Raw genomic sequence first — 19,212 nt, 5'->3', positions numbered from 1 at the left:
CCACAGCTTCCCTGGCGCGACAGTGCCGTCTTTGATGGCACTGTGAGTTGTCTGCCCGAGTGTAAGCTGCGCGGTGCAGGGCGTAGCAATGTGGGTCCCGTCTGCACGCCTGGGGTTCAATCACCCCAGTTGCCTTCGAGGAGGTCCAACGGACATGAGTTGGCGGCGGTGGCTGCTCGTGGGTGTGCTCGCGCTGGGGCTGCTGTCCGCGCTGGCCGTGTTCGGTAGAGCGCTGCGTCATTCCGAGGCCTACTTTCACTATCCGCGCCATCAGGCCGTACGGCCCGCCGATTTCGACGAGGCGCAGGATGTATCGCTGCGCACCGAGGACGGACTGACGCTGCGAGGGTGGTACGTGCCGTCCCGGAACGGCGCCGCCGTGGTGCTGGCGCACGGGCTGTCGCAAACGCGCGCAGACTTGCTGCCCGAGGCGCAAATCCTGCGCGCCGCGGGTTACGGCGTGCTGCTCTTCGACTTGCGCGCCCACGGTGAGAGCGAGGGCGCGTTCTCCACCTGGGGGGACTTGGAGCGGCGGGACGTGCGGGCCGCGCTCGCCTTCGTTCGCGCCCAGCCGGACGTGGATTCGGAGCGGGTGGGGGCGCTCGGCTTCTCGATTGGTTCCGCCGCCGTCGCGGAGGTGGCCGCCACGGACCCGGGCGTGCGCGCGGTGGTGCTGCTGTCGCCGTTCAACACGCTGTGGCTGGCCGCCGCGTATGACTTCCGCCGCTTCGGCGCCGTGTCACAAGCTGGCGCGCTGGTGCCCTTCTGGCGGCGCGGCATCGCCCTGGACGAGGTGCGCACCATCGACGCGGTGGAGCGCATCCGCCCCCGTCCGCTGTTCATCGTCATGGGCACGGAGGAGTCCGGGCAGCCGCTGGCAGATGAGCTCTTCGCGAAGGTGCGCGAGTACGCCCAGACGTGGCGCATCCAGGGCGCGGGGCACGGGAACTTCAGCGTCACCGAGCCGGAGGCGTACCCCCGGAGGCTGCGGGACTTCCTGGACGCCGCGCTGCTTCCGAGGGGGAGCGCCGCCTCGGAAGCGCGCTGAACGTCACTGCGCGGGCGTGGCCGGGGCCGCGGACTCGAGCTCGGCGAGCTGCGCCAGGAAGGCGCGGCCCTTCGCCGGGTCCGTCATGTGGATGAAGGCGGCCATGCCCTTGAGCTGCTCCAGGGACTCGTCCTCGCGGCCCGGCTTGCCCTTCTTCCGGTTGTGGATGGCGGCGCGAAGCTGGCGCACGACATCCCGCGGGACACGGGCGGCCGGCGCGTTCTTGCCCGCCGTGTTCACCACCAGCCCCGTCACCCGCTGCCGCGTGCCCTTGCGCGCCACGCGCGTCTTGTCCGGGTGCACGCGGAAGCCCTCCGCCTCCACCACTTCCTGCACGCGGGAGAGCAGCATGGCCACCGGGGGACGCTGCGTCCGCCGCGCCTTGGGCTGCTTCGCCTTCGTCCAGGAGAAGGTCAGGTCATCCGCGTAGCGCGTGTACGTGAAGCCCATCCGCTTCGCGAGCGCCGACAGCCGCTTGTCCAGCTTCAGGCACAGCGCGTTGGTGATGCCCGGCGACGTGGGCGCGCCCTGCGGCAGCGAGCGCGGGCCCTTGGCCACGTACAGCAGCTTGCCGCGGAACTGCACCGCTTCACGCGGCGCCTCGGTGGACATCAGCGACAGGAGCGTGGCCGAGCCCTCCGCCAGGCCGCCCTTGCGCAACAGGCCCTTCACCCGCCGCCACGTGACGGAGGGGAAGAAGTCCTTGAGGTCCACCTTCACCACCACGTCCGCGCCCTGGTGGGCCAGCGCGTTGGTGAGGATGGAGCGTCCCGCCACGAAGCCATGCGCCGCGCTGTGCACCGGCAGCCGCTCCACGATGTTGGACAGCACCCAGCGCTGCGCTTCCTTCAGCTCCGGCTTGGGCGACGTAATCGTGCGCTTGCTGCCGTCGCGCTTCGGAATCGTCCAGCTCACGTAGTGCGTGGCGGTGTCCACCTCGCGGTGGAACGCGAACCAGCGCAGCTTGGGCACGCTCAGCTTCAGCGCCTTCGCCAGCGCCTCCGTCGAGTCCAGCTCCGTCAGGCCGTTGGCCCGGGCGCGCTCCTCGCGGTTCGGTACGTCGAACGCGTCCGCCGGGCGGTCCTCCGTCCAGTGCACGCCCGCGCCCAGGTGGCCCACGTGCGTGGCCTTCCACGCCTCGTGCGCCTGTCGCTTCAGCGCGCGGCGCTCGACGGCCTCGGCCTTCTTCTTCTCCTTCCAGGCCTTCTTGTCCTTCTCGGAGGCGCTGGAGAAGTCGAGGTCGTCCACCGAGAGGCCCTTGGCGACGAGCTGCGCCTGGACCCAGTCGTCGGCGCCGCCCGCTTCGTCAATGGCCTTGGCCCGGGCGAGCAACGCCTCGTGCGCGAGCCGGCGGGCCTCACGCTTCGCGGCCGCGTCGGGCGCGGGCGGGGTGGGCTCCGGCGTGGGCACGGCCTGGGGCGAAGCTGCGGGGACGAAGGGGTCCAGCCTGGCGGTCATGTCTGCACCTTGGATGGGCGCGGCGGCGGGAAACGGGACATGTCGCGAGCAGTCGAGGGAGGCCGGGAAAGCACCACCATCTTACCTGGGGCACGGTAGCCTCACCGGCTCTCCCCTCCTAGGCACTACTGCCGGGGTGGGTAAACGGCGGTCGCGTCGTTGGCTCCGCTACCCACCCCGGCAGTAGTGCCTAGGAGGGAGAGAGCCAAGAACAGGCTACCTTGCGGAGAGTGTCCTGCATTCCAACCAGAGCGGCGCAACGCCGCTCCCGCGCTCGAGGCGCTCAGGCTGATGCACTCCAGACCTCTCTCGGCTGCTCGCGCTTGAAGCGCACGTCGTCGTCTCTTCGTCGCACCTATCCTGCCGGCCGCGTGTGGCGGCCGGGCCGTGGTTGAAGGGTTTACACCAAGGCCGACGCCGCGTCGATGTAGCCGTCAGCCGCCAATTTCTCCAGGCGCGCGAAATAGGCCCCGCGCGCCTCCGCATCCGAGTCGAACCAGAGCCGCTGGTGGCGCGGAGAGCCCGTCCGGGGGCCCCACTCCACCGAGACAACCTGCCCATCCAGGGATACCCGGTACACCGTCTCCAGACCGCTGTCCGCGTCGCGGCGCACGTAGGCCCGCGTCTCGGCGCGGATGAGCTTGCGGCCCTCGGGCGTCTGGCGCAGCGCCTCTTCCTCGGCGCGGCGGCGCGCGTAGGCCAGGCGCAGGGCCAGCAGGTGCTCGCAGGGGCCTTCGCGCAGGCCGGAGCGCCGGTGGTGGGGGCAGCCGCAGCTCGCGTCCTTCACGCGGCCTTCCAAATCCAGCGTGAAGCTGGGGAAGAAGCTGCGCATCGCCTCGCGGTCCACCACCTCGCCGTGGATGCGCAGGCCTTCGCCCACCACGTCGTGCACCTTCGTGAGCTTCACCTCGCCCGCGCCGGGGGCGCCATCGCCGCCCAGCAGGCGGTGCGCCCGGGCCTCCAGCTCGCTGCCGTAGCGGATGTCGGCGGCGTCCACCGGGGTGGGCATCAGCTCGCGCGGACGGTACTGGCCGCGCGCCACGTCGAAGAGGATGCGTCCGCGCAGGCACTCCAGTTGGAGCGCCGCGCGCACCGACTCCTTGGCCGCGCCCGCGTTGGCGACGAGCGTCTCGAAGGGCAGGGGGCCTTCGGTGCGCAGCCGGCCGCGGAGCTGCTCCGCCAGGCCGTCCGGCACCGCGCGGGGCATCAGCACGTCGAAGGCCGCCGCGGAGGACCAGCCGCTCTCCGTCCAGCCCGTGAGGCCGAGCGTCAGCGTGGCCGCGCCCATGTCGATGACCCAGAACACCGGCAGGCCCGGCCCCAGCAACTGCACCTTCACCGACTTCGCGTGGGGCAGCAGGCGCCCGAGCGCGGCCAGCCGCTGGCGGCCGAAGGTTCGCACCACCGCGGGGGACGTGCCGTTGTACGAGCCGCCGTGGCACTCCAGCACCAGCTCCCACGGCTCCAGCACCAGCCGCGGCGCGGCGCCGGGCACCAGTTCGAAGCGCAGGGCGCGCGGGGCCTTCTTCGCCTTGCGAGCGCGGAGGGCGAAGAGGAGGTTGTAGAGGTCGATGGGCGCCAGCTCGCACGTGCTCGCGGGCAGCGTGGCGGCGGACTGCACCTGGAGGAAGCCGCGCAGCCAGGCGTGCGGCACCTCCACGTTGCGCGGGGCCCGGGCCGGCTGGGCGGCGGGCGTGGCCGGCGCCACGTGGGCCTCCAGCGAGAGCGGGACGTAGGTGCGCAGCCGGTCCACGCGGGCGGGCAGCTCCGGCGGCACGTCCAGGAAGGTGGAGCCGTGCGCGGCCTCGCGGCCCTCGAAGAGGCGGTTGTCGAAGGACAGCCGGGCGTAGGCGCTCTCGTCGCGGGAGAAGACCTCCAGCGACACGCTGTCCGGGTCCACCGTGAGCACGGGGTCCAGCACGGCGTCCTGCTGCTTCTCGCCGTCCAGCGCGTTGTCGAGGAACGCCTTCTGCGCCTCCCAGATGAGCGCGCTGGCCCGCTTCCCCTGCTTCATGAGGTAGGCGAGGTACGCGGTGCGGTCCTTGCCCCGGTAGCGCAAGTCACTGGAGAGGACGCCGAAGGTCGCCGCCAGCGCGTCGCGGAAGAGGGCGGCGTCGGTGACGCGGCCGCTCACGCCCACGGTGCCGCGCGAACCCTCCAGGGCCAGGCGCACGCGGGAGCTGTCCGTGCTGGAGTCGACGTCGCTGGTGGTGGCGTAGCGCAGCTCGACGGGATGCCGGGTGGCGGTCGTCATGACGGGTTGCCTTCCTTCCGGGCGCGCTCCGCGGCGCGGCGTGCACGTTTATGGGCGCGCCAGGCGGCCTTGCGCAGCTCCACGGTTTGGGACTTGTCGAAGGCGGACGCGTGCAGCAGCTTCGCCGCCTCGTCACCGCCCAGCCGGCCCAGGGCGGCCCACGCATCCTGCCGCGTCTCCGGCTTCGCGTCGGTGGCCAGGGGCTTCAAGGGCTCCATCGCGCGAGCACCCAGCAGCGCGGGCACCGCGAGGCGGCGGCCCTCGGAGGTGGCCAGCACCTCGTGCGAGGGCTTGCCGCCCATGGGCCCGAAGGCCACCGCGTCGAAGGGCTTCACTTCCAGCGCCCACGCGGCGGTGCGCTCGGGGGCGAGCTTCGCCAGCGCGTCCGCCGCCGCCGCCCGCACCCGCGCGTCCGGGTCCACCAGCGCCTTGCGCAGCGTCTCGGCCGCGGCGGCGCGCTCCTTCTCCTGCGTCAGCACGGCGGCCGGGGCCTGGCCCGTGAGCGTCACCGTTCCGCCCGGCGTCGCCAACCGTCCCAGGGCGCGCGCGGCTTCCTGGCGCACGGTGGCCGGGGCCGCCTGTTCACCGCTTTGGAGGATGGTGCGCGCGGAGTCCGACATGCCCGCGGTGCCCAGGCGGGAGGCGGCCCACAGCAGGCGCTCCCAGGCGTTGGACAGGCGGTGCCGCTCGGGCGGCGGGGCCGCGCTCCAGTCGGCGGCGGTGCGGCGTTCGGCGGTGACGAGGGCGCGGGACAGCGCGGCCAGGTCCACCGCGCCGGGCTCGCGGGCCTCGCCCGTCCAGGTGCCCACCATCAGCGCCGCCTCCTCGCGGGCCTCGGGCTTCGCGTGGCCGAGCAGCGCCACCACCTCGGGCACGGGCAGGGCACCGCGCCGCGCGAGTCCCCGGCGCAGGCGCTGCCGCAGCACCATGTTGTCCAGCGTGGCCAGGCGCGGCACCAGCAGCGCCGGGTCGCCTTCGTTGGCCAGGAAGGACACCGCGGGCGCGGAGATGTCCTGGAACTGGCTGGCCACGGCGAGGAACTCCACGCGCGTGCGCTCGTTCGGGAACAGCACGTCGAGCGCCTTGCGCGCCGACTCGCGCAGGAGCTGCGGCTGTGCGTCCAGCGCCGCGGCGAGCGCGGGCTCCGCCGCCGGGTCCTTCAGCTTGCCCAGCTCCGTGGCGGAGAGCATCCGAATCGACTGCGGCGTGCCGGTGTCACCGAGCAGCGCCTCCAGCTTCACGCGGGCGCGCTCGCCACCGATGGCGCGCAGGCCCTTCACGCCGGCCTCCATCTGCGTCAGCGAGGGGCCCTCGACCGCGGCGGCCTCCACCTTCTCCTCGATGCGGCGGCGCTCCTCGCCCTCCGGCAACTTCGAGGCGAGCCGGCCCAGGCCCTCGATGGCGGCCGACACCATGCTCGGCTCGACGGGGGCCTCCGCCGTGCCGCCCGCGGCCACCGTCTCCAGCTCCGCCAGGGCGCGCGCGTCACCCAGCGTGCCCAGGGCCAGCAGGGCCCGCTCGCGCTGGCCGTCCTCGCCCGCGCGGGCGTACAGCATCAGGGGCCGCAGCGCGCTGACGCCGCCCTTGAAGGCCACGCCCTCGGCGGCCGGCAGCATCAGGTCGCGCGCGCCGCCGCGCAGCACGGCCTCCAGCGGCTCCACCGGCGCGCCGTGCTCCATGACGCGCTTCGAATAGGCCTCGATGGCCGCGCCGCTCACGGCGGGGAAGCGGTCCGAGAAGAGGTTGGTCAGCAGCTCCGCCTGGCCGGCCTCCGCACCGTGCTCCAGGTGCCGCACGGCCTCCAGCCGCACGGCGACGTCGAGGCTCTTCACCACCTGCCGCAGGAACGACACGGCCAGCTTCACGTCGCGCTTCTTCACGTCGGTGCCCGCCACCGTGATGGCGGCGGTGACACACTCGCTGCGAATGACGCCCTCGGTGTCCGTCTGGCACTGGCGGGCCAGCACCTCCAGCGCCTCGGGGCGGCGCGTGGCGCCCAGGGCCGTCACCAGCCGCTTGCGCTCATGGACCTCCGGGGCGGAGGACAGCCGGGCGGCCAGCGCGGCCACGGCGGCGGGCGTGGCCAGCCGGGCCAGGGCCTCCGTGGCGCGCTTGGCGACGCTGGCGTTCTCCGCGCGCAGGAAGGTGGCGAGCACCTCCACCGCGCGGTCATCTCCGCGCCACGCCAGCAGCTCGGACGCGCGCAGGCGCAGGTCCTCGTGCTCGCTGGCCATGGCCCGGCCCAGCGCCTCGGTGACGCGCGAGTCGTTGGCGCCGGCCAGCCGCTCGATGACGCCCACGCGCAGGTCGGCGTGCTCGCTGCTCAGCGCGGCCAGCAGCGGCTCCAGGCTGCCGGGCGGGCTGAGCTTCTCCAGCAGCTCGAAGGCGTAGCGGCGCACGTCCGTCAGCGGCGAGTTCAGCGCGGCGCTGATGCGCGGCTTCGCGGCGTCACCCCGCGTGGCCAGCTCATCCAGCGCCGCGCGCGCCACGTCCGGCGACAGCGAGGCCAGGGCCAGGGCGAGCGGCTCGTCACTGCCGGCGGGGAACAGCTCCTTCAGCCCGGTCAGCGCGGCCTTGCGCACGAGCTGGTGCGGGTCCTCCAGGGCGCGCAGCAGCGCGGCCACGGCGGCGGGCGTGCCGGCGAAGCCCTCCTGCGTGAGCTTCACCACGCGGTCCACCGCGTCGCGGCGCACGCGGTGGCCCTCGTCGTCACCCGCGGACACCTGCCGCAGCAGGCCCACGTAGGCGCCGAAGGCCAGCTTCCGCAGGTGCTGCCGCTCGGCCTGGGCGGAGGCCTCGGGGGACGGCGCGGGCGCGCCCGGCTTCACGGTGGCGAAGATGCGCCGCAGCCAGTTCTTCGCGGGTGCCTCCGACACGGGCGAGGCTGGCGGCGCCGTCTCCGGCTTCCAGGGGGACTCCAGCGTGCTGGGCCGCGCCACCCGCTTCGCGTGCCGGAAGTACTCCAGCGGCTTGTCGCCCAGCAGCAGCACCTGGGCCGCCGCGTAGCGCTGTTCGGGCTGCTGACTGGACAGCGCCTCCGCGAGCCCGATGACGTACTTGGCGCGCTCCTCTTCGGGCGGCCAGTCCTTCATGTCGGCGGCCTTCTCGGGGCGCGTCGGCATCAGGGCTTCCACCAACTGGGCGCGCGCCGCGTCCGGCTCCGTGCGCAGCTCCAGCGCGCGGGCGGCGGCGTAGCGGACCTCCGGCCGGCCGCTGGAGAGGGCGCTGGCGAGCAGGTCGGGCGGCTCGCCGCGGCGGCTGGCGCGCATGTCCCGCGACAGGACGATGGCGAACACGAACTCCTGCACCTCGCGGGTGCGGTCCTCCAGGCCGTGCAGCAGGCCGCCGTCACCCTCGGGGCCCAGGGCCGCGAAGGCGAGGATGGCGCCCAGCCGGATGGGGAGGTGGTCGTGGCGCAGGTTGCCGGTGAGCACCGGCAGGGCGCGCGCGTCACCCAGGCGGGACAGGCCGTCCGCGGCCCAGGAGCGCACCGCCACGTTGGCGTGGCTCAGCGCGTCCAGCAGGAAGCCCTCGTCACCGCGGCGCGCGGCGGTCGCGAGCCCGCGGGCGCCCTGCTCCTGCATGTCGCCCGACTCGTGCGGCAGCAGGGTGGTGGCGAAGAAGGTCAGCAGGCGCCGCGAGCCCAGCGAGGCCAGGGCCCGGGCGGCGCGGATGCGCAGCGGCACCAGGAAGGCCGGAGGGTACATCCGCTCCAGGTCCTTGTCGGTGATGAACGCGCGCATCGGCTCGATGATGTCTTCCGCGCCGCGCGGCGCGAGCAGCTCCACCGCCCGCACGCGCACCGGCAGCGGCGCCGCGGCGAGCCCGGCCAGCAGGGGCCCGTTCTCGTTGGGCACCAGCTTGTCCAGGGCCTCCAGCGCGGCGACGGCGACGGCGACCTCCTCGTCCTGCACGCGCTTGAGCAGCGGCGAGCGCAAAGGCTCGATGGGGGCGTGGACGGCGCCCTTCGCGGCGTGCTCCCGCAGCGGCGCGTGCGTGGTGGCGAGCGCGGCCAGGTGGGCCTCCGCGTGCTCCTTGCCCACGTGCTTCACCCACGCGTCGTACGCGGCGGTGGCCACGCCGGTGTCGCGGTCCTCCACGGCCTTCTTCAGCCGCTCCAGCGCCCAGCCTTCCGCGGCGCGCTGCGCCAGCACTTCCACCGCGCGGTGGCGCAGGTCGGGGAAGCGGCCCGCCAGCGCGCGGTCCAGCGCCTTCTCCGGCGCCTTCTCGTTCCAGGCCCACAGCGTGCGGAAGGCCTCGCCGCGCACCTTGCCGGACTCGTCCTCCAGCGCGTCGCCCAGCAGCGGCTCCGCGCCCGGCGCGGACGCGCCCAGCTTCACCAGCCGGTCCAGGCCGCGGACCCGCACGTCCTCGTGGCCGGAGCGAAGCGCGGCCTCCGCCGACGCCAACGGCGCGTCCTCGTCCAGCGCCACCACGGCGTCCATCGCCGTGACGCGCACGTCCGCGTTCTCGTCGTCCAGCATCCACACCAGCCGCTCGCGGGCGCGAGCGTCCTGGAGGGCCTGGAGCGAGGAGGCCGCCACCCGGCGGATGACGGGCTCCGCCTCACGGGAGAGCTGCAGCAGGGCGCCCAGCGCCCGCGCGTCACCGAGCTGCGCCAAGCCCCGCGCGCCACGCACGGCCGTGTCCGGCGTGCGACAGGCCATGGCGGCGAGCAGCGGCTCCACGTCGCTCTCGGTGATGTCCGCGCCGGCCTTGCCCTGGGCGGGCATCGCGTCCCGGGCGGCCTGGAGCTCGGCGTCGGAGATGGGGGGGGTCGGGGTGCCCTTGCCACCCTGGGCGCGGCGCTCGAGCTGGGCCAGCCAGCGGGCGACTTCCGTCACGCCTCGGGCGAAATCCTCGTCACGCGACGCCAGCGCGTGAGCCAGGGCCCGGCGCTCCATCACCCGCACCGTGAAGGCCGCGCGGCGCACGCCGGCGTCCGCGTCATCCAGTGCGCGAGCGACCAACGGCTGGAGCTGGGGATGCCCCAGCATTCCACGCGCGGCGGTGCGGGCGAGCACCTCGATTTTCAACAGGGCGGGTCCACGCTCGAAGGCGGTGCGCAGCGGCTCCGCGCCGTCGCCCGGGATGACCTGGAGCAGGGCCTCCAGCGCGGCCAGGCCCACCGTGTCCTGCGGGTCGGCGAGCTGGCTGGAGATGAGGCCCGGCACCAACGGAGAGGTGCCACCCAGCTTCGCCAGCCGCTCCAGGCCCAGCACGCGGATGTCCGGGTGCTTCGACTCCAGCGCGGCGCGCGGGGCGGCCAGCGGAGAATCGAGCTCCAGGGTGGCGAGCGCCTCCAGCGCTTCCTTGCGGACGAAAGGATACCCGTCGTTCAGGGCCTCCCGCAGCTTGGGGCGCGCGGCGGTGCGGCCATGGCTCGCCAGCTCCCGCAGGGTGAGCCGGCGCACCTCCGCGTCCTTGTCCGTGGCCAGCACCTGGAGGAGGAAGTCCAGCGCCTCCGTCTCCTCCAGTGCGGCGGCTTCGCGCACCGCCGCCTCGCGGCGCGGACGTCCGGCCTTGAGGGACTCCGTCAGCAGGTCGAAGCCGTGCTGGGACGTGTCGTGGTCGCTCGCGGGCGAGCCGTCCAGCGCGAGGCCGAAGCGGTGCGTGCGGCGGTCTTCTCCACCCGTGAAGATGGAACCCAGCGACGTCTTCGCCACCCGCGGGTTGGCGGGCGGCGCGAAGGCGAGCGCGTGCACCGGCTTGCCGCCCGCGTCCAGCGAGCGCGGCTTGCGGCGCACATCCAGCCGCCAGACCTTGATTTGTCCGTCGCTGCCCGCGGACCACACGCGGTCCCCGGACTCTTCCTCGCCGGGCTTCGTGGCGGGCGTGGGCGGGAAGAGGAGGGCGAGCACCGGGCCGGCGTGGCCGCTGTCCTTCTCGCCACGGACCTCGAACTCCACCGCGCCCACGAGGTACCAGAAGCGCAGCTTGCCGTCGTCGCCGGCGGACACCAGCCGCCCGTCGCGCGGGGTGAAGGCGAGCGCGCGCACCGGGCCCTCGTGCCCGGCCATGTCGCGCTGAGCGCCGGTGGCCACCGTGAAGACACGCACCACGCCGTCGTCACCCGCGCCCGCCGCGTAGGTGCCGGACGGGTCCACGGCCACGGCGCGCAGGGGCTGGGTGGAGGCCTTCCACTCGTGCAGCTTGCGCGTGGACTCCCAATCCCAGGCGCGCACGGCGCCGTCCGCGCCCACGCTGAAGAGGCGCGTGCCGTCCGCGCTGGACGCCAGCGCGGTGACGCCGCCGGGGTGCACGTCATGGAGCTGGAACTGCACCTGTCCGTCGGACAGCGTGCCGATGCGCAAGGTGCCATCCGCGCCCGCGGCGGCCCACTGCCCGCCGGAGATGGCGAGCGCGAGCACGGCGGAGGGCAGCTCGGCGCTCCACAACACCTTGTTGGTGCCGGGCTCGAACGCGGTGAGACGGCTGGCGGCGGAGGCGCGAGCGCCACCCACGAGCAGCACGCGCGCGTTGGCGGCGAGTGCACGGACCTTCTCGAAGTTGCCGATGGCGAGTACGGGCATCACGTTCCCCAGTGGCTGCCTTCTTAGCACCGGCGCCCGCGATAAGAGAGCGCGCAGTGTGGATGTGAGCGGTGCCGCGGACCGTTATCGTCCGTTGCCCCGGATTCCGGTGGAGCGCAGATAGAACCGGGCCGTCTGCGCCAGGAAGCGCAGCGGATATCCGGGCTCGGCGAGCTGCTTCTGGAGCTCACCCCCCAGCTCCGCAATCAACGTCCGGAGCAGCTCCAGCTTGCTCGGGTCGTCCAGCGTGGAGGCGCGCCCCAGCGAGGGCATCCGCCGCCGCCACACGGGGCTGGCGGCCAGCGTGGCCCTCACGCCGTCGAGGAGGTCCAGCAGGGTGGGTGGCATCAGCCCGATGGAGATGGACAGGGCCTCGTCCGACGCCTGGGCCATGTGCCAGTACCCGCCCGGGATGTAGATGAAGTCCCCGGCGCCCAGCGCATGCGTCTCCACGGGCGTCTTCTCCTGCGCGGCCAGGGTGCCGCTGGGCACCGACTCCGGCAGGGGCACGGGGTGGAGCGTGTTCTCCCGCAGCAGGTACTCCTTGCGGCCCGCCGTCTGGAGGATGAACACCTCCTCCGGGTCGCAGTGCCAGCCGAAGCCGTGGTGCCCCGCGGGCGTGCAGTAGATGTGCAGGTTGATGCGGCCGTGCAGCTCCGCGCTGAACGCGCGCGCCAATTGCGCCAGGTCCGGGTGGTGCTGGTCCGGCTGACGCAGCGCCAGCGTGTAGCCCTGCGCGAACAGCTCGCGGGCCTCCTTCGCCGTCCTGGGCCTGCCTCCCGGGTAGGGTACGCCCTGGCGCGCGAGCAGGACGTCGCAGGCCGTCTCCTCCACGAGGAAGTCGATGGTCTCCCACGTCCCCAGGCGCTGGAGGCGCTCCGCGGAGGAGGCGCCGGTGAAGGGACGTCGCTGGTAGTGCTCCTGGAGGAAGCGCTCCCGCGGAAAACCGTTCAGCAGTTCATCGAGCAGCATGGCGCGTTCAATGACTCAGGCGCCGCCGAGCTGCACGTCCGGATGCGCGGCCCGCAACTGCACCAGCGAGGCGAGGCAGCTCTGCCATTCCCCCTTGGCCAGCGACCCGGTGAACTCCTCCAGCACCGGCGCCACCACGCGCGCGAAGGCCGCGTCCTCCAGGCCCAAATCGCGCACCAGCTCGATGACGCGGCGCTTGGCCACGCTGGCGGACAGGCGCTTCTGCACCTCGCCCTCGCGAGCCTCCTTCGCGCGCCCCGGGGGCAGGCCGAAGAGCATCTTCCGCAGGAAGGTGCGCAGCGCGTCCACGTTGGCGAAGCGCTCCGTGCCGCCCAGGGCCACGGCCTCCTTGGCGCCCGCGGGCTTCCACCCCTCCGGCAGGTGCATGGGGCGGTGCTTCTCCCAGAGGAGCCGCACGGCGAACAGGCCCACCTCGCGGTCCGCGCTCTGCATCAGCCACGCGAGCCGCTCTGCGCCGCCCAGCCGCGCGTAGTGCCGGCGGATGAGCTCCACCGCCACCTCGCGCGTGCTGCGCTTGGTGCTCTCCGTGAGGGAGAACACCTTCACGGGGTCCAACTCCTCCGGCTGGAGCGTGTGCCGGGCGTCCGCGCCGTCCTCGCCCGCGCGCAGCAGGGCGTCGTAGGCCAGGTTGCGAATCTCCTTCGCCTCGGCGTCCGCCAGCTCGTACACGCGCGTGTGCCAGCCCCAGGCGCGCAGCTCCGCGCGGGCGATGGCCAGGGCGAAGCGGCGCACGTCATCGCGCGCGTCCGTCAGCGCGGGCCACAGCAGCTCCGGCGTGTACGCCTTGCGCGGGGCGCGGGGCTTCAGGTTGTAGGATTGCGACTCCGGCTGCTCCGGCCCGATGACGGGGTGGTGGCAGCGCAGGTACGTCTGCGCGAAGGCGCGCACCGGCGCGGGCTGCTTGGCGCCCAGGGCCAGCTCGAAGAGGCGCTCCAGGCCCGCGGCGGCGTCGCCCGAGTCGCTGAAGTCCGCGGGGGCCACGTTCTCCAGCAGGTAGCGGTGCGCGAAGCCGTGCAGCGCCGGGTCGGCGCGGCGGGCCAGCGCGAGCAGCCAGGGCACGGTGAGCTGGCGCGCGGTGAACAGCTTGCGGTTGCCCAGCAGGGACAGCGCCACGTGCCGGTACTTGGCGCTGAAGACGCGCGCCTTCACCTGCTCCACGTCCAGCCCGGGCAGGCTGTCCGCGCGCAGGAGCCACTGGCTCACCGCGTGGCCGATGCGCGCGTGCGTGGACTTCTCCAGCAGCCACTCCGGCCCCATGGCAGCGGCCGGGTAGCCCGACAGCGCCTTCACCACCAGCCCCTCCACGGGGTGGGGCTTCTTCTCCAACCGGGGGTCGTCCAGCAGCGCCTTCCAGAAGTCCACCGGCAGCTCGGTGGCGCCGTACTTCGCGGAGACGAATCCCTTCACCCAGTTCAACTGCTCGCCGGTGCCCAGGTACATGTCCCGGAGGAACTCGCCGGTCAGCTCCGCGCGGTCGAAGGACTGTTGCAGCGCGGCGGAGGCGAAGGTCGCGGTGGGCTTGTACGCCAGCATCCGTCCCAGCATCGCCACGCCCAGCGTGCGCGGGTTCTGCTTCTCCAGCGTGGCCGCGGCGAAGGCCTTCACGTCCGGCGCGCCCTGGGCCACCAGCTCCAGCAGCCGCTCCGCGGACAGGTCCTGCGCCTGGGCGCGGGCGTACTCGATGGCGTAGGCGCGGGCCTTGGTGCTGGGGGAGAGCAGCAGCGCCAGCACCGCCTCGTGCAGGCCGAGCTCCCGCAGCCGGCCCTGGTGGAACTCGGGCGAGCCCTGCAACGTCTCCACCAGGAAGTCGTGCGCGCTGCCCAGCGGGCGGCGGGCGAGCCGGTCCAGCCACGCGGGCGTCACCTTGCGCAGCGCCTCCGGGAAGTCCTTGCGCAGGCCCTGGATGGCGAAGCTGGCGGCCGGGTCGGACTCGCAGAGGTCCAGCAGGCGCATCAGCGCGTCCGGCGAGCGCTTCCACGCGTCCGGGTAGGCGCGGTGCTTCACCATGTCGCCCGGCGGCTGCATGCCGAAGGAGTCCTGCGTGTACTTGCCGCTGCCGTGGGCCCAGACGTGGTGGGCCACCCAGACGCCGTACCAGGAGGTGTCCGGCCGGTAGTGACGGAGCACCTCCACCGCGAACTGCGGGTAGAGCTCCGGCACGGCGGCGCCCAGGTGCCGCAGGTAGCGCCACGCGCGGCGGCGCAGGTAGGTGAGGGTGCCGCCGGAGACTTCACGGCCACCGCTCGGACGGTGACGCTCCACGTCGAAGCGCCAGGCGAGCACGCCGAACAGCTCCGCGTCGTGGTTGGCCTCCGCCAGCTTGTAGATGCGCTTGAGGCCGCCCCACAGGCCGAAGCGCAGGTCCGCGCCGCTGGCGACGTCCATCAGCGCCGCGCGCGAGGCCTGGGAGCCGTGCTGGTACAGGGCCACCAGGAGGTCGGCCAGGGCCAGCCGGGGCGGGTGGGGTATGTCCTTCTGCGCGAGGTAGCGCTGCCACGCCTCGGCGGACGCCTGACGCCGTCCGTCCGAGTTGTACTGCGCCCGGGCCTGGGTGAGCGTCCGGAGGAGGGCCTCGAACGTGAAGGCCCCCTTGGGCAGGGGCTTCTCTGGCGCCTGCTCGGGCTGGTCGTTCAGGGCGATGATGGCATCGGCCAGGTCAGGGGACTCGGCGCGAACCAGCCGCTCCAGGTCTGCCGCGCTCAGCGCATCGCTCGTGGACGTGGACATGGAGGGGGGATTTACCACGCTACTTCTTCCAGAACATCAGCGTGTCGAGCAGGTCCAGCCCGGGCCCCAGGGCGGAGCTGGGGCTGTTGTCCTCGAAGTACAGCAGGTCCACGAGCACGGCGACGGCCAGGACCAATTGCCTCAGCCGGAAATCCGTGCATGGCGCTTGGAAGTCCAAGCTGAAGTTGTCCGCGGCGGTGAAGCTCTCCTGGAAGAAGCCGGCCCAGCGCTTGCGAATGGCGGCGATTTCCACGTCATTCTGGAAGATGCGGAAGGTCCAGGGCCTGAGGGCCGGCCCCTTCACGGTGGCGATGACGGCGCCGCCCGGCGTGACGATGTCCAACCGGCGGCCGAATAGGGTGAAGCGCTGCTCGATGCGCGCCATCAAGCGGCCATCCCACGCGAGGACGTCCGCTTTCGTGAGGAAGAGGCTCCAGGGGCGCTCCACGACGAGCGCCACGACGCCGCCCAGCGTCATGCACTCCATCCGGGCCTTGTAGAAGGGCGAGAAGGTCCGCCGGAGCATGGCGCCGAAGCCGCGGGCCTCCTCCTCCACGTACAGCGCGACGCGGCCCGTGTCGTCGCAGACCTCGTAGCGGTTGCGCGTCTGGGCCCCGAAGATGATTTCCATGCCCTCGCGAAACTGCCGCATGCGCAGCGCGGGCGTCTCCATCATCCCCTGGAGCGCCAGGCGCATCTCGGTGCTCATGTGCTTGGGGTCGCCCGGGAGGCCCTTGCCCGCGCCGGAGGGCACCTCGACCTCGGAGAGCGGCTCCAGCGCCGCGCTGGCGGTCGGCTCCGGCTGGCGGCGGCTGCGTCCGCCCCAGTCCAGCTCCAGCCCGGTCGTGTCCGATGAGGGGGGCTTGTGGCTCATGGGCTTCACTCTAAGCGTGAGCGGCCCACGGCGATAATCGGCCCCGGATTCAGGGCAGGGGCTGCAGCGTCACCTGGATGTCTCGCTCCAGCGTCTCGCCCTCCGTGAGGAAGAGGGGTTCCCGGTGGGCGAGGTACCGTCGAGGCGGTCCCTGCTCCTGTACCAGGACCACGTACGTGTACTGCCCAGCGGGGAGGTCCTCGTACACCTTCGTCTCCGGGTGGCTCCGAGGGGAGGCGCGGATGTCCGCGAAGCGGAGCCGGGAGCGGAGCTGCTCAGCGGACAGGGTGGGGGGCACCGTCCCCTCCAGCAGCCCCTGATAGTGGATGGCGCGGATGCCGCTGGCGTGGCGGCGGAACATGGGGTGGGGCTCCGCTGGGGCTCGCGCTTCCTCGGGTGGGAGCGGCGGCATGTGAATGCCGAGCCGCATCGTTCCGCTGCCCGTGCTCTCGGTGAGCGCGAGCTTCACCGTGCCCGTGGGCGGGAGCTCCACGCGCCGCGGATGGATGGTCACGCCGCGGCCGTCCAGCGTCCGGGCGCTGTGGACCGACAGGGTGTACTTCCACGCCCGAAGGTTCCGGGCCGTGAAGGAGCCCGGCTGCTCGTCGACCGCGATGGGCATGTCGAGGCCGTCGGGCACGAGTTGAACGAGGGCCTCCACGGGCTTCCCGTCCCGGTCCGTCAGGGTGCCTTCCAACTGTGCGCCTCGGTACACCCGAAGCTCCAAGGTTTCATCACCCGTGCCAATGCGTTGGTGCATCCAGGGGTGGCCCCGGTTCGTCCGGACCCGCACGTTCAACGGGCGTGCTTCCATGGGGGTGAAGGCGAAGGCGCCGTTCCTGTCGGTGACTTCCGCGGCCACCGGGGCGTCTTCGTCCCAGGCTTCGTCTGTCACGGGCAGGCGGAGTTCGACGACGGCGTCCTCGAGCGGCTGTGACGTCTCCGCTTCCACCACGCGCCCGCGGATGATGCGTCCGGCGTCCAACCGCACCTCGCCCAGGTCGACATCCTCGCCCTCGGAGACCTTCACCTCGCGTACCGTGCGCATCAGCCCGGGGGCCTCGAAGGTGAAGCGCTGGAAGCCAGCGCTCTCGACGGCGAGCCGGAAGGCGCCATCAGGGTCCCGGAGGGTCTTATGGTCCACGGTGAAGCGGGTGACGGGGGCGCCATCCGCGCGCACCACCCGGCCCCGGATGTGGCCCTGGCTGGTCAGCACCAACCGCACGTCCTGTACGCCAGACCTCGCGCGGACCATGGGATTGGGGAGGGGCTGGGGCCGGGTGGCCTTGAACACATATCCCTCCTTTGACGCGAGCAGCAGGCATTCGCCCTCCGCCAGGTGGTGCAGGGTGAAGCGGCCCTCCGCGTCGGTGAGGGTGGTGACCCCGAGGCCGTCGTGCTGTTTGTTGTCGGTGATTCCACTCACCTGGGCGTTCGCCACCGGGCGTCCGTGTTCGTCCACGACGATGCCGGACACAGGTGCTCCGGTCGCGAGGCGGATCGACGCCTCCACGGTCTCCGTTCCTTTCACGGTGATGATGCGCAGCGCCTCGTCGCGCTCCACCTTGTCGATTCCGAGGTGGACTCCGGCAATCACGCTGTACGTGCCCGGCCCCACGCTGGTGATGAAGAAGCGTCCCTCCGTGTCGGTCTCGACCTGCTGGGCGGGGGACGTCTCGCTGTCGTCCACGAGGCTGAGCGTCATGGCGGGGATGGGCACGCCCTGCGTGTTCGTGACGGTGCCCTCCACTCGGGCCCCCGCGCTCAGCGTCACGTGGAGCGCCGGGCCCGGCACCTTCACCACCTTTCGCTCCTCCATGAACGCGTCGCGGGTGATGACGAGCGTGTAGTCCCCGGGGTCCGCGAACGTGAGTTCGAAGCGGCCGTGTTCGTCTGTCGTGGTGGGGTCGACGTCCTGGCGGACCTCTTCCGTCTCGGCGTGAATCTCGACGTCGACGTCGACGTCGATGTCCACGCCGGACAGGGGGGTGCCCTGGGCGTCGGTGACGGTGCCCCGAAGCAGGTGGGCGGGCATCAGGGTGAAATCCACGCGCGCGCCTGGACTGGCGACCGCGTCATGGAGCTGGCCTCGATAGCCGGGGGCCAAGGCGTTGAAGATGTAGGGCTCCTTGCGCAGCGGGCCGATTCGGAACAGGCCGTCCTCCGCCGTGAAGACGTACTCCGCAGGGGGGGCCATGCCCCGAGGCGCCGCGGCGCCCACCTTGGCGCGGGCAATGGGGCGCCCGGCTTCGTCGCGCACGCTGCCCTCGATATAGATGAGGGTGCCCAGTTGCACGGTGGTCTCCGTGTCGCCGCTTTCCTCGGCCAGTGTCGCCGTGGCGAAGCCGTGCTCCCCTTGATGCTCGGCGCGCACCTCGTAGTCGCCGGGGGAGAGGGGCTCGAAGGAGAAGCGGCCCTCGGCGTCCGTGACGGTGACGTGGGAGGTGTACGTCACGTGGACTTCGGCTCCGGCCACGGGCGTGTTCTGTGCGAGCACGCGGCCGGACAGTCGCCGCGGGGGATGCAGGACGATCGGGTCGAGATTCTGCGAGACCACTTCCTGAAGGGAGTCCGTCAGCAGCCCCTCGTGGCTGGCGACGACGGTGTAGTCGCCCTGAGGGAGGGGGCCGAAGGCGAAGCGCCCATCGTCGCCGGCCCGCGCATCGAAGAAGCGGGTGTGGTCCTGGTGGAAGAGCGTCAGGCGCGCGCCGGGCAGCGGGGTGGCGTCCTCGGAGATGACGCGGCCGTGGATGGCGCGGCCCGCTTCGAGCACGAGTTGCACATCCCGCGCGTCGGTGCGGACCTCCCGCGTCAGCGTGGCGTGCCGGTCTCCGATGGCCCAGAGCGCCACCTGCCCTTCGGGGAGGTCCTCGAGCAGGAACGTTCCATCCGCCGAGGTGACGGCCTGGGCGACCACGGGCGCGGCGCCGTGGCCGGCTTCGACGAGCTCGCGCACCAGCTCCTCGGGCTCGCCGATGCATCCGCTGGAGGACAGCCTCAGCTCCGGGAAGCGCAGGTCACAGGGGCGCGCGGACAGGGACTCGCCGGGCATGTCTCTCGTAGCGGTGACTTGGATGCCCGCGGCGGGGCGGCGCTGCGGGTCGAGGACGCGGCCCTTGAGCGAGTGGGTACCTCGTGGCGGAGGCGTGGGCTTGCCGAGGTCTCTCCGCGCCGGGCCGCGCTGTGCGGTGGAGGGCGTCGGTCGCGTGTCCGTGCCCTCCTGCCTGCGGACGAGTGCCACGGCCAACACGAGCGCGAGCACGCCGAGTGTTACCAGGACTGCTGGCTGCTTGCGCATGATGCGGTGTCCCCCGGGGCGTCTCCG

General features: G+C 72.7%; 8 protein-coding genes. 1 reads left to right on the top strand and 7 read right to left on the bottom strand.

The window, feature by feature from the left end:
* Positions 1 to 154: 154 nt before the first annotated feature.
* Positions 155 to 1,048, top strand: a complete 894-nt coding sequence (locus A176_RS33365; RefSeq protein ID WP_002637686.1) for an alpha/beta hydrolase — start codon at positions 155 to 157, stop codon at positions 1,046 to 1,048.
* Positions 1,049 to 1,051: 3 nt separating this feature from the next.
* Here A176_RS33365 and A176_RS33360 read toward each other — a convergent pair whose 3' ends face one another.
* The 7 genes from A176_RS33360 to A176_RS33330 all read right to left on the bottom strand — a co-directional run bounded on the left by A176_RS33360 (position 1,052) and on the right by A176_RS33330 (position 19,185).
* A complete protein-coding gene (locus A176_RS33360) occupies positions 1,052 to 2,506 on the bottom strand; it encodes a reverse transcriptase family protein (protein WP_002637685.1) in 1,455 nt (484 codons plus the stop codon).
* A 400-nt stretch (positions 2,507 to 2,906) separates the two neighbouring features.
* Positions 2,907 to 4,760 carry a hypothetical protein gene (locus tag A176_RS33355; RefSeq protein WP_002637684.1) on the bottom strand — a complete coding sequence of 618 codons (1,854 nt, stop codon included), beginning with the start codon at positions 4,758 to 4,760 and terminating at the stop codon, positions 2,907 to 2,909.
* Positions 4,757 to 11,293: a HEAT repeat domain-containing protein gene (locus A176_RS33350; protein ID WP_002637683.1), complete on the bottom strand. Its 6,537-nt coding sequence runs from the start codon at positions 11,291 to 11,293 to the stop codon at positions 4,757 to 4,759. The genes A176_RS33355 and A176_RS33350 overlap by 4 nt, the downstream gene beginning before the upstream one ends.
* A gap of 84 nt (positions 11,294 to 11,377) precedes the next feature.
* Positions 11,378 to 12,265, bottom strand: coding sequence for a cupin domain-containing protein (locus A176_RS33345; RefSeq protein WP_002637682.1), 888 nt, complete (start codon positions 12,263 to 12,265; stop codon positions 11,378 to 11,380).
* Between the two features lie 15 nt (positions 12,266 to 12,280).
* Positions 12,281 to 15,013 (bottom strand): hypothetical protein, encoded by a 2,733-nt coding sequence (locus tag A176_RS33340; protein WP_002637681.1) that lies wholly within the window; start codon positions 15,011 to 15,013, stop codon positions 12,281 to 12,283.
* 19 nt (positions 15,014 to 15,032) lie between these two features.
* A complete protein-coding gene (locus A176_RS33335; protein WP_002637680.1) occupies positions 15,033 to 15,887 on the bottom strand; it encodes a phospholipid scramblase-related protein in 855 nt (284 codons plus the stop codon).
* A gap of 49 nt (positions 15,888 to 15,936) precedes the next feature.
* Positions 15,937 to 19,185: an MSCRAMM family protein gene (locus A176_RS33330; RefSeq protein WP_044890211.1), complete on the bottom strand. Its 3,249-nt coding sequence runs from the start codon at positions 19,183 to 19,185 to the stop codon at positions 15,937 to 15,939.
* Between the last annotated feature and the right edge of the window lie 27 nt (positions 19,186 to 19,212).

The organism is Myxococcus hansupus, from assembly GCF_000280925.3.
GTDB classification, from domain to species: Bacteria; Myxococcota; Myxococcia; order Myxococcales; family Myxococcaceae; genus Myxococcus; species Myxococcus hansupus.
Note: the sequence above shows the minus strand (reverse complement) of the source record. Positions and strands in the feature narration are given on the sequence as shown.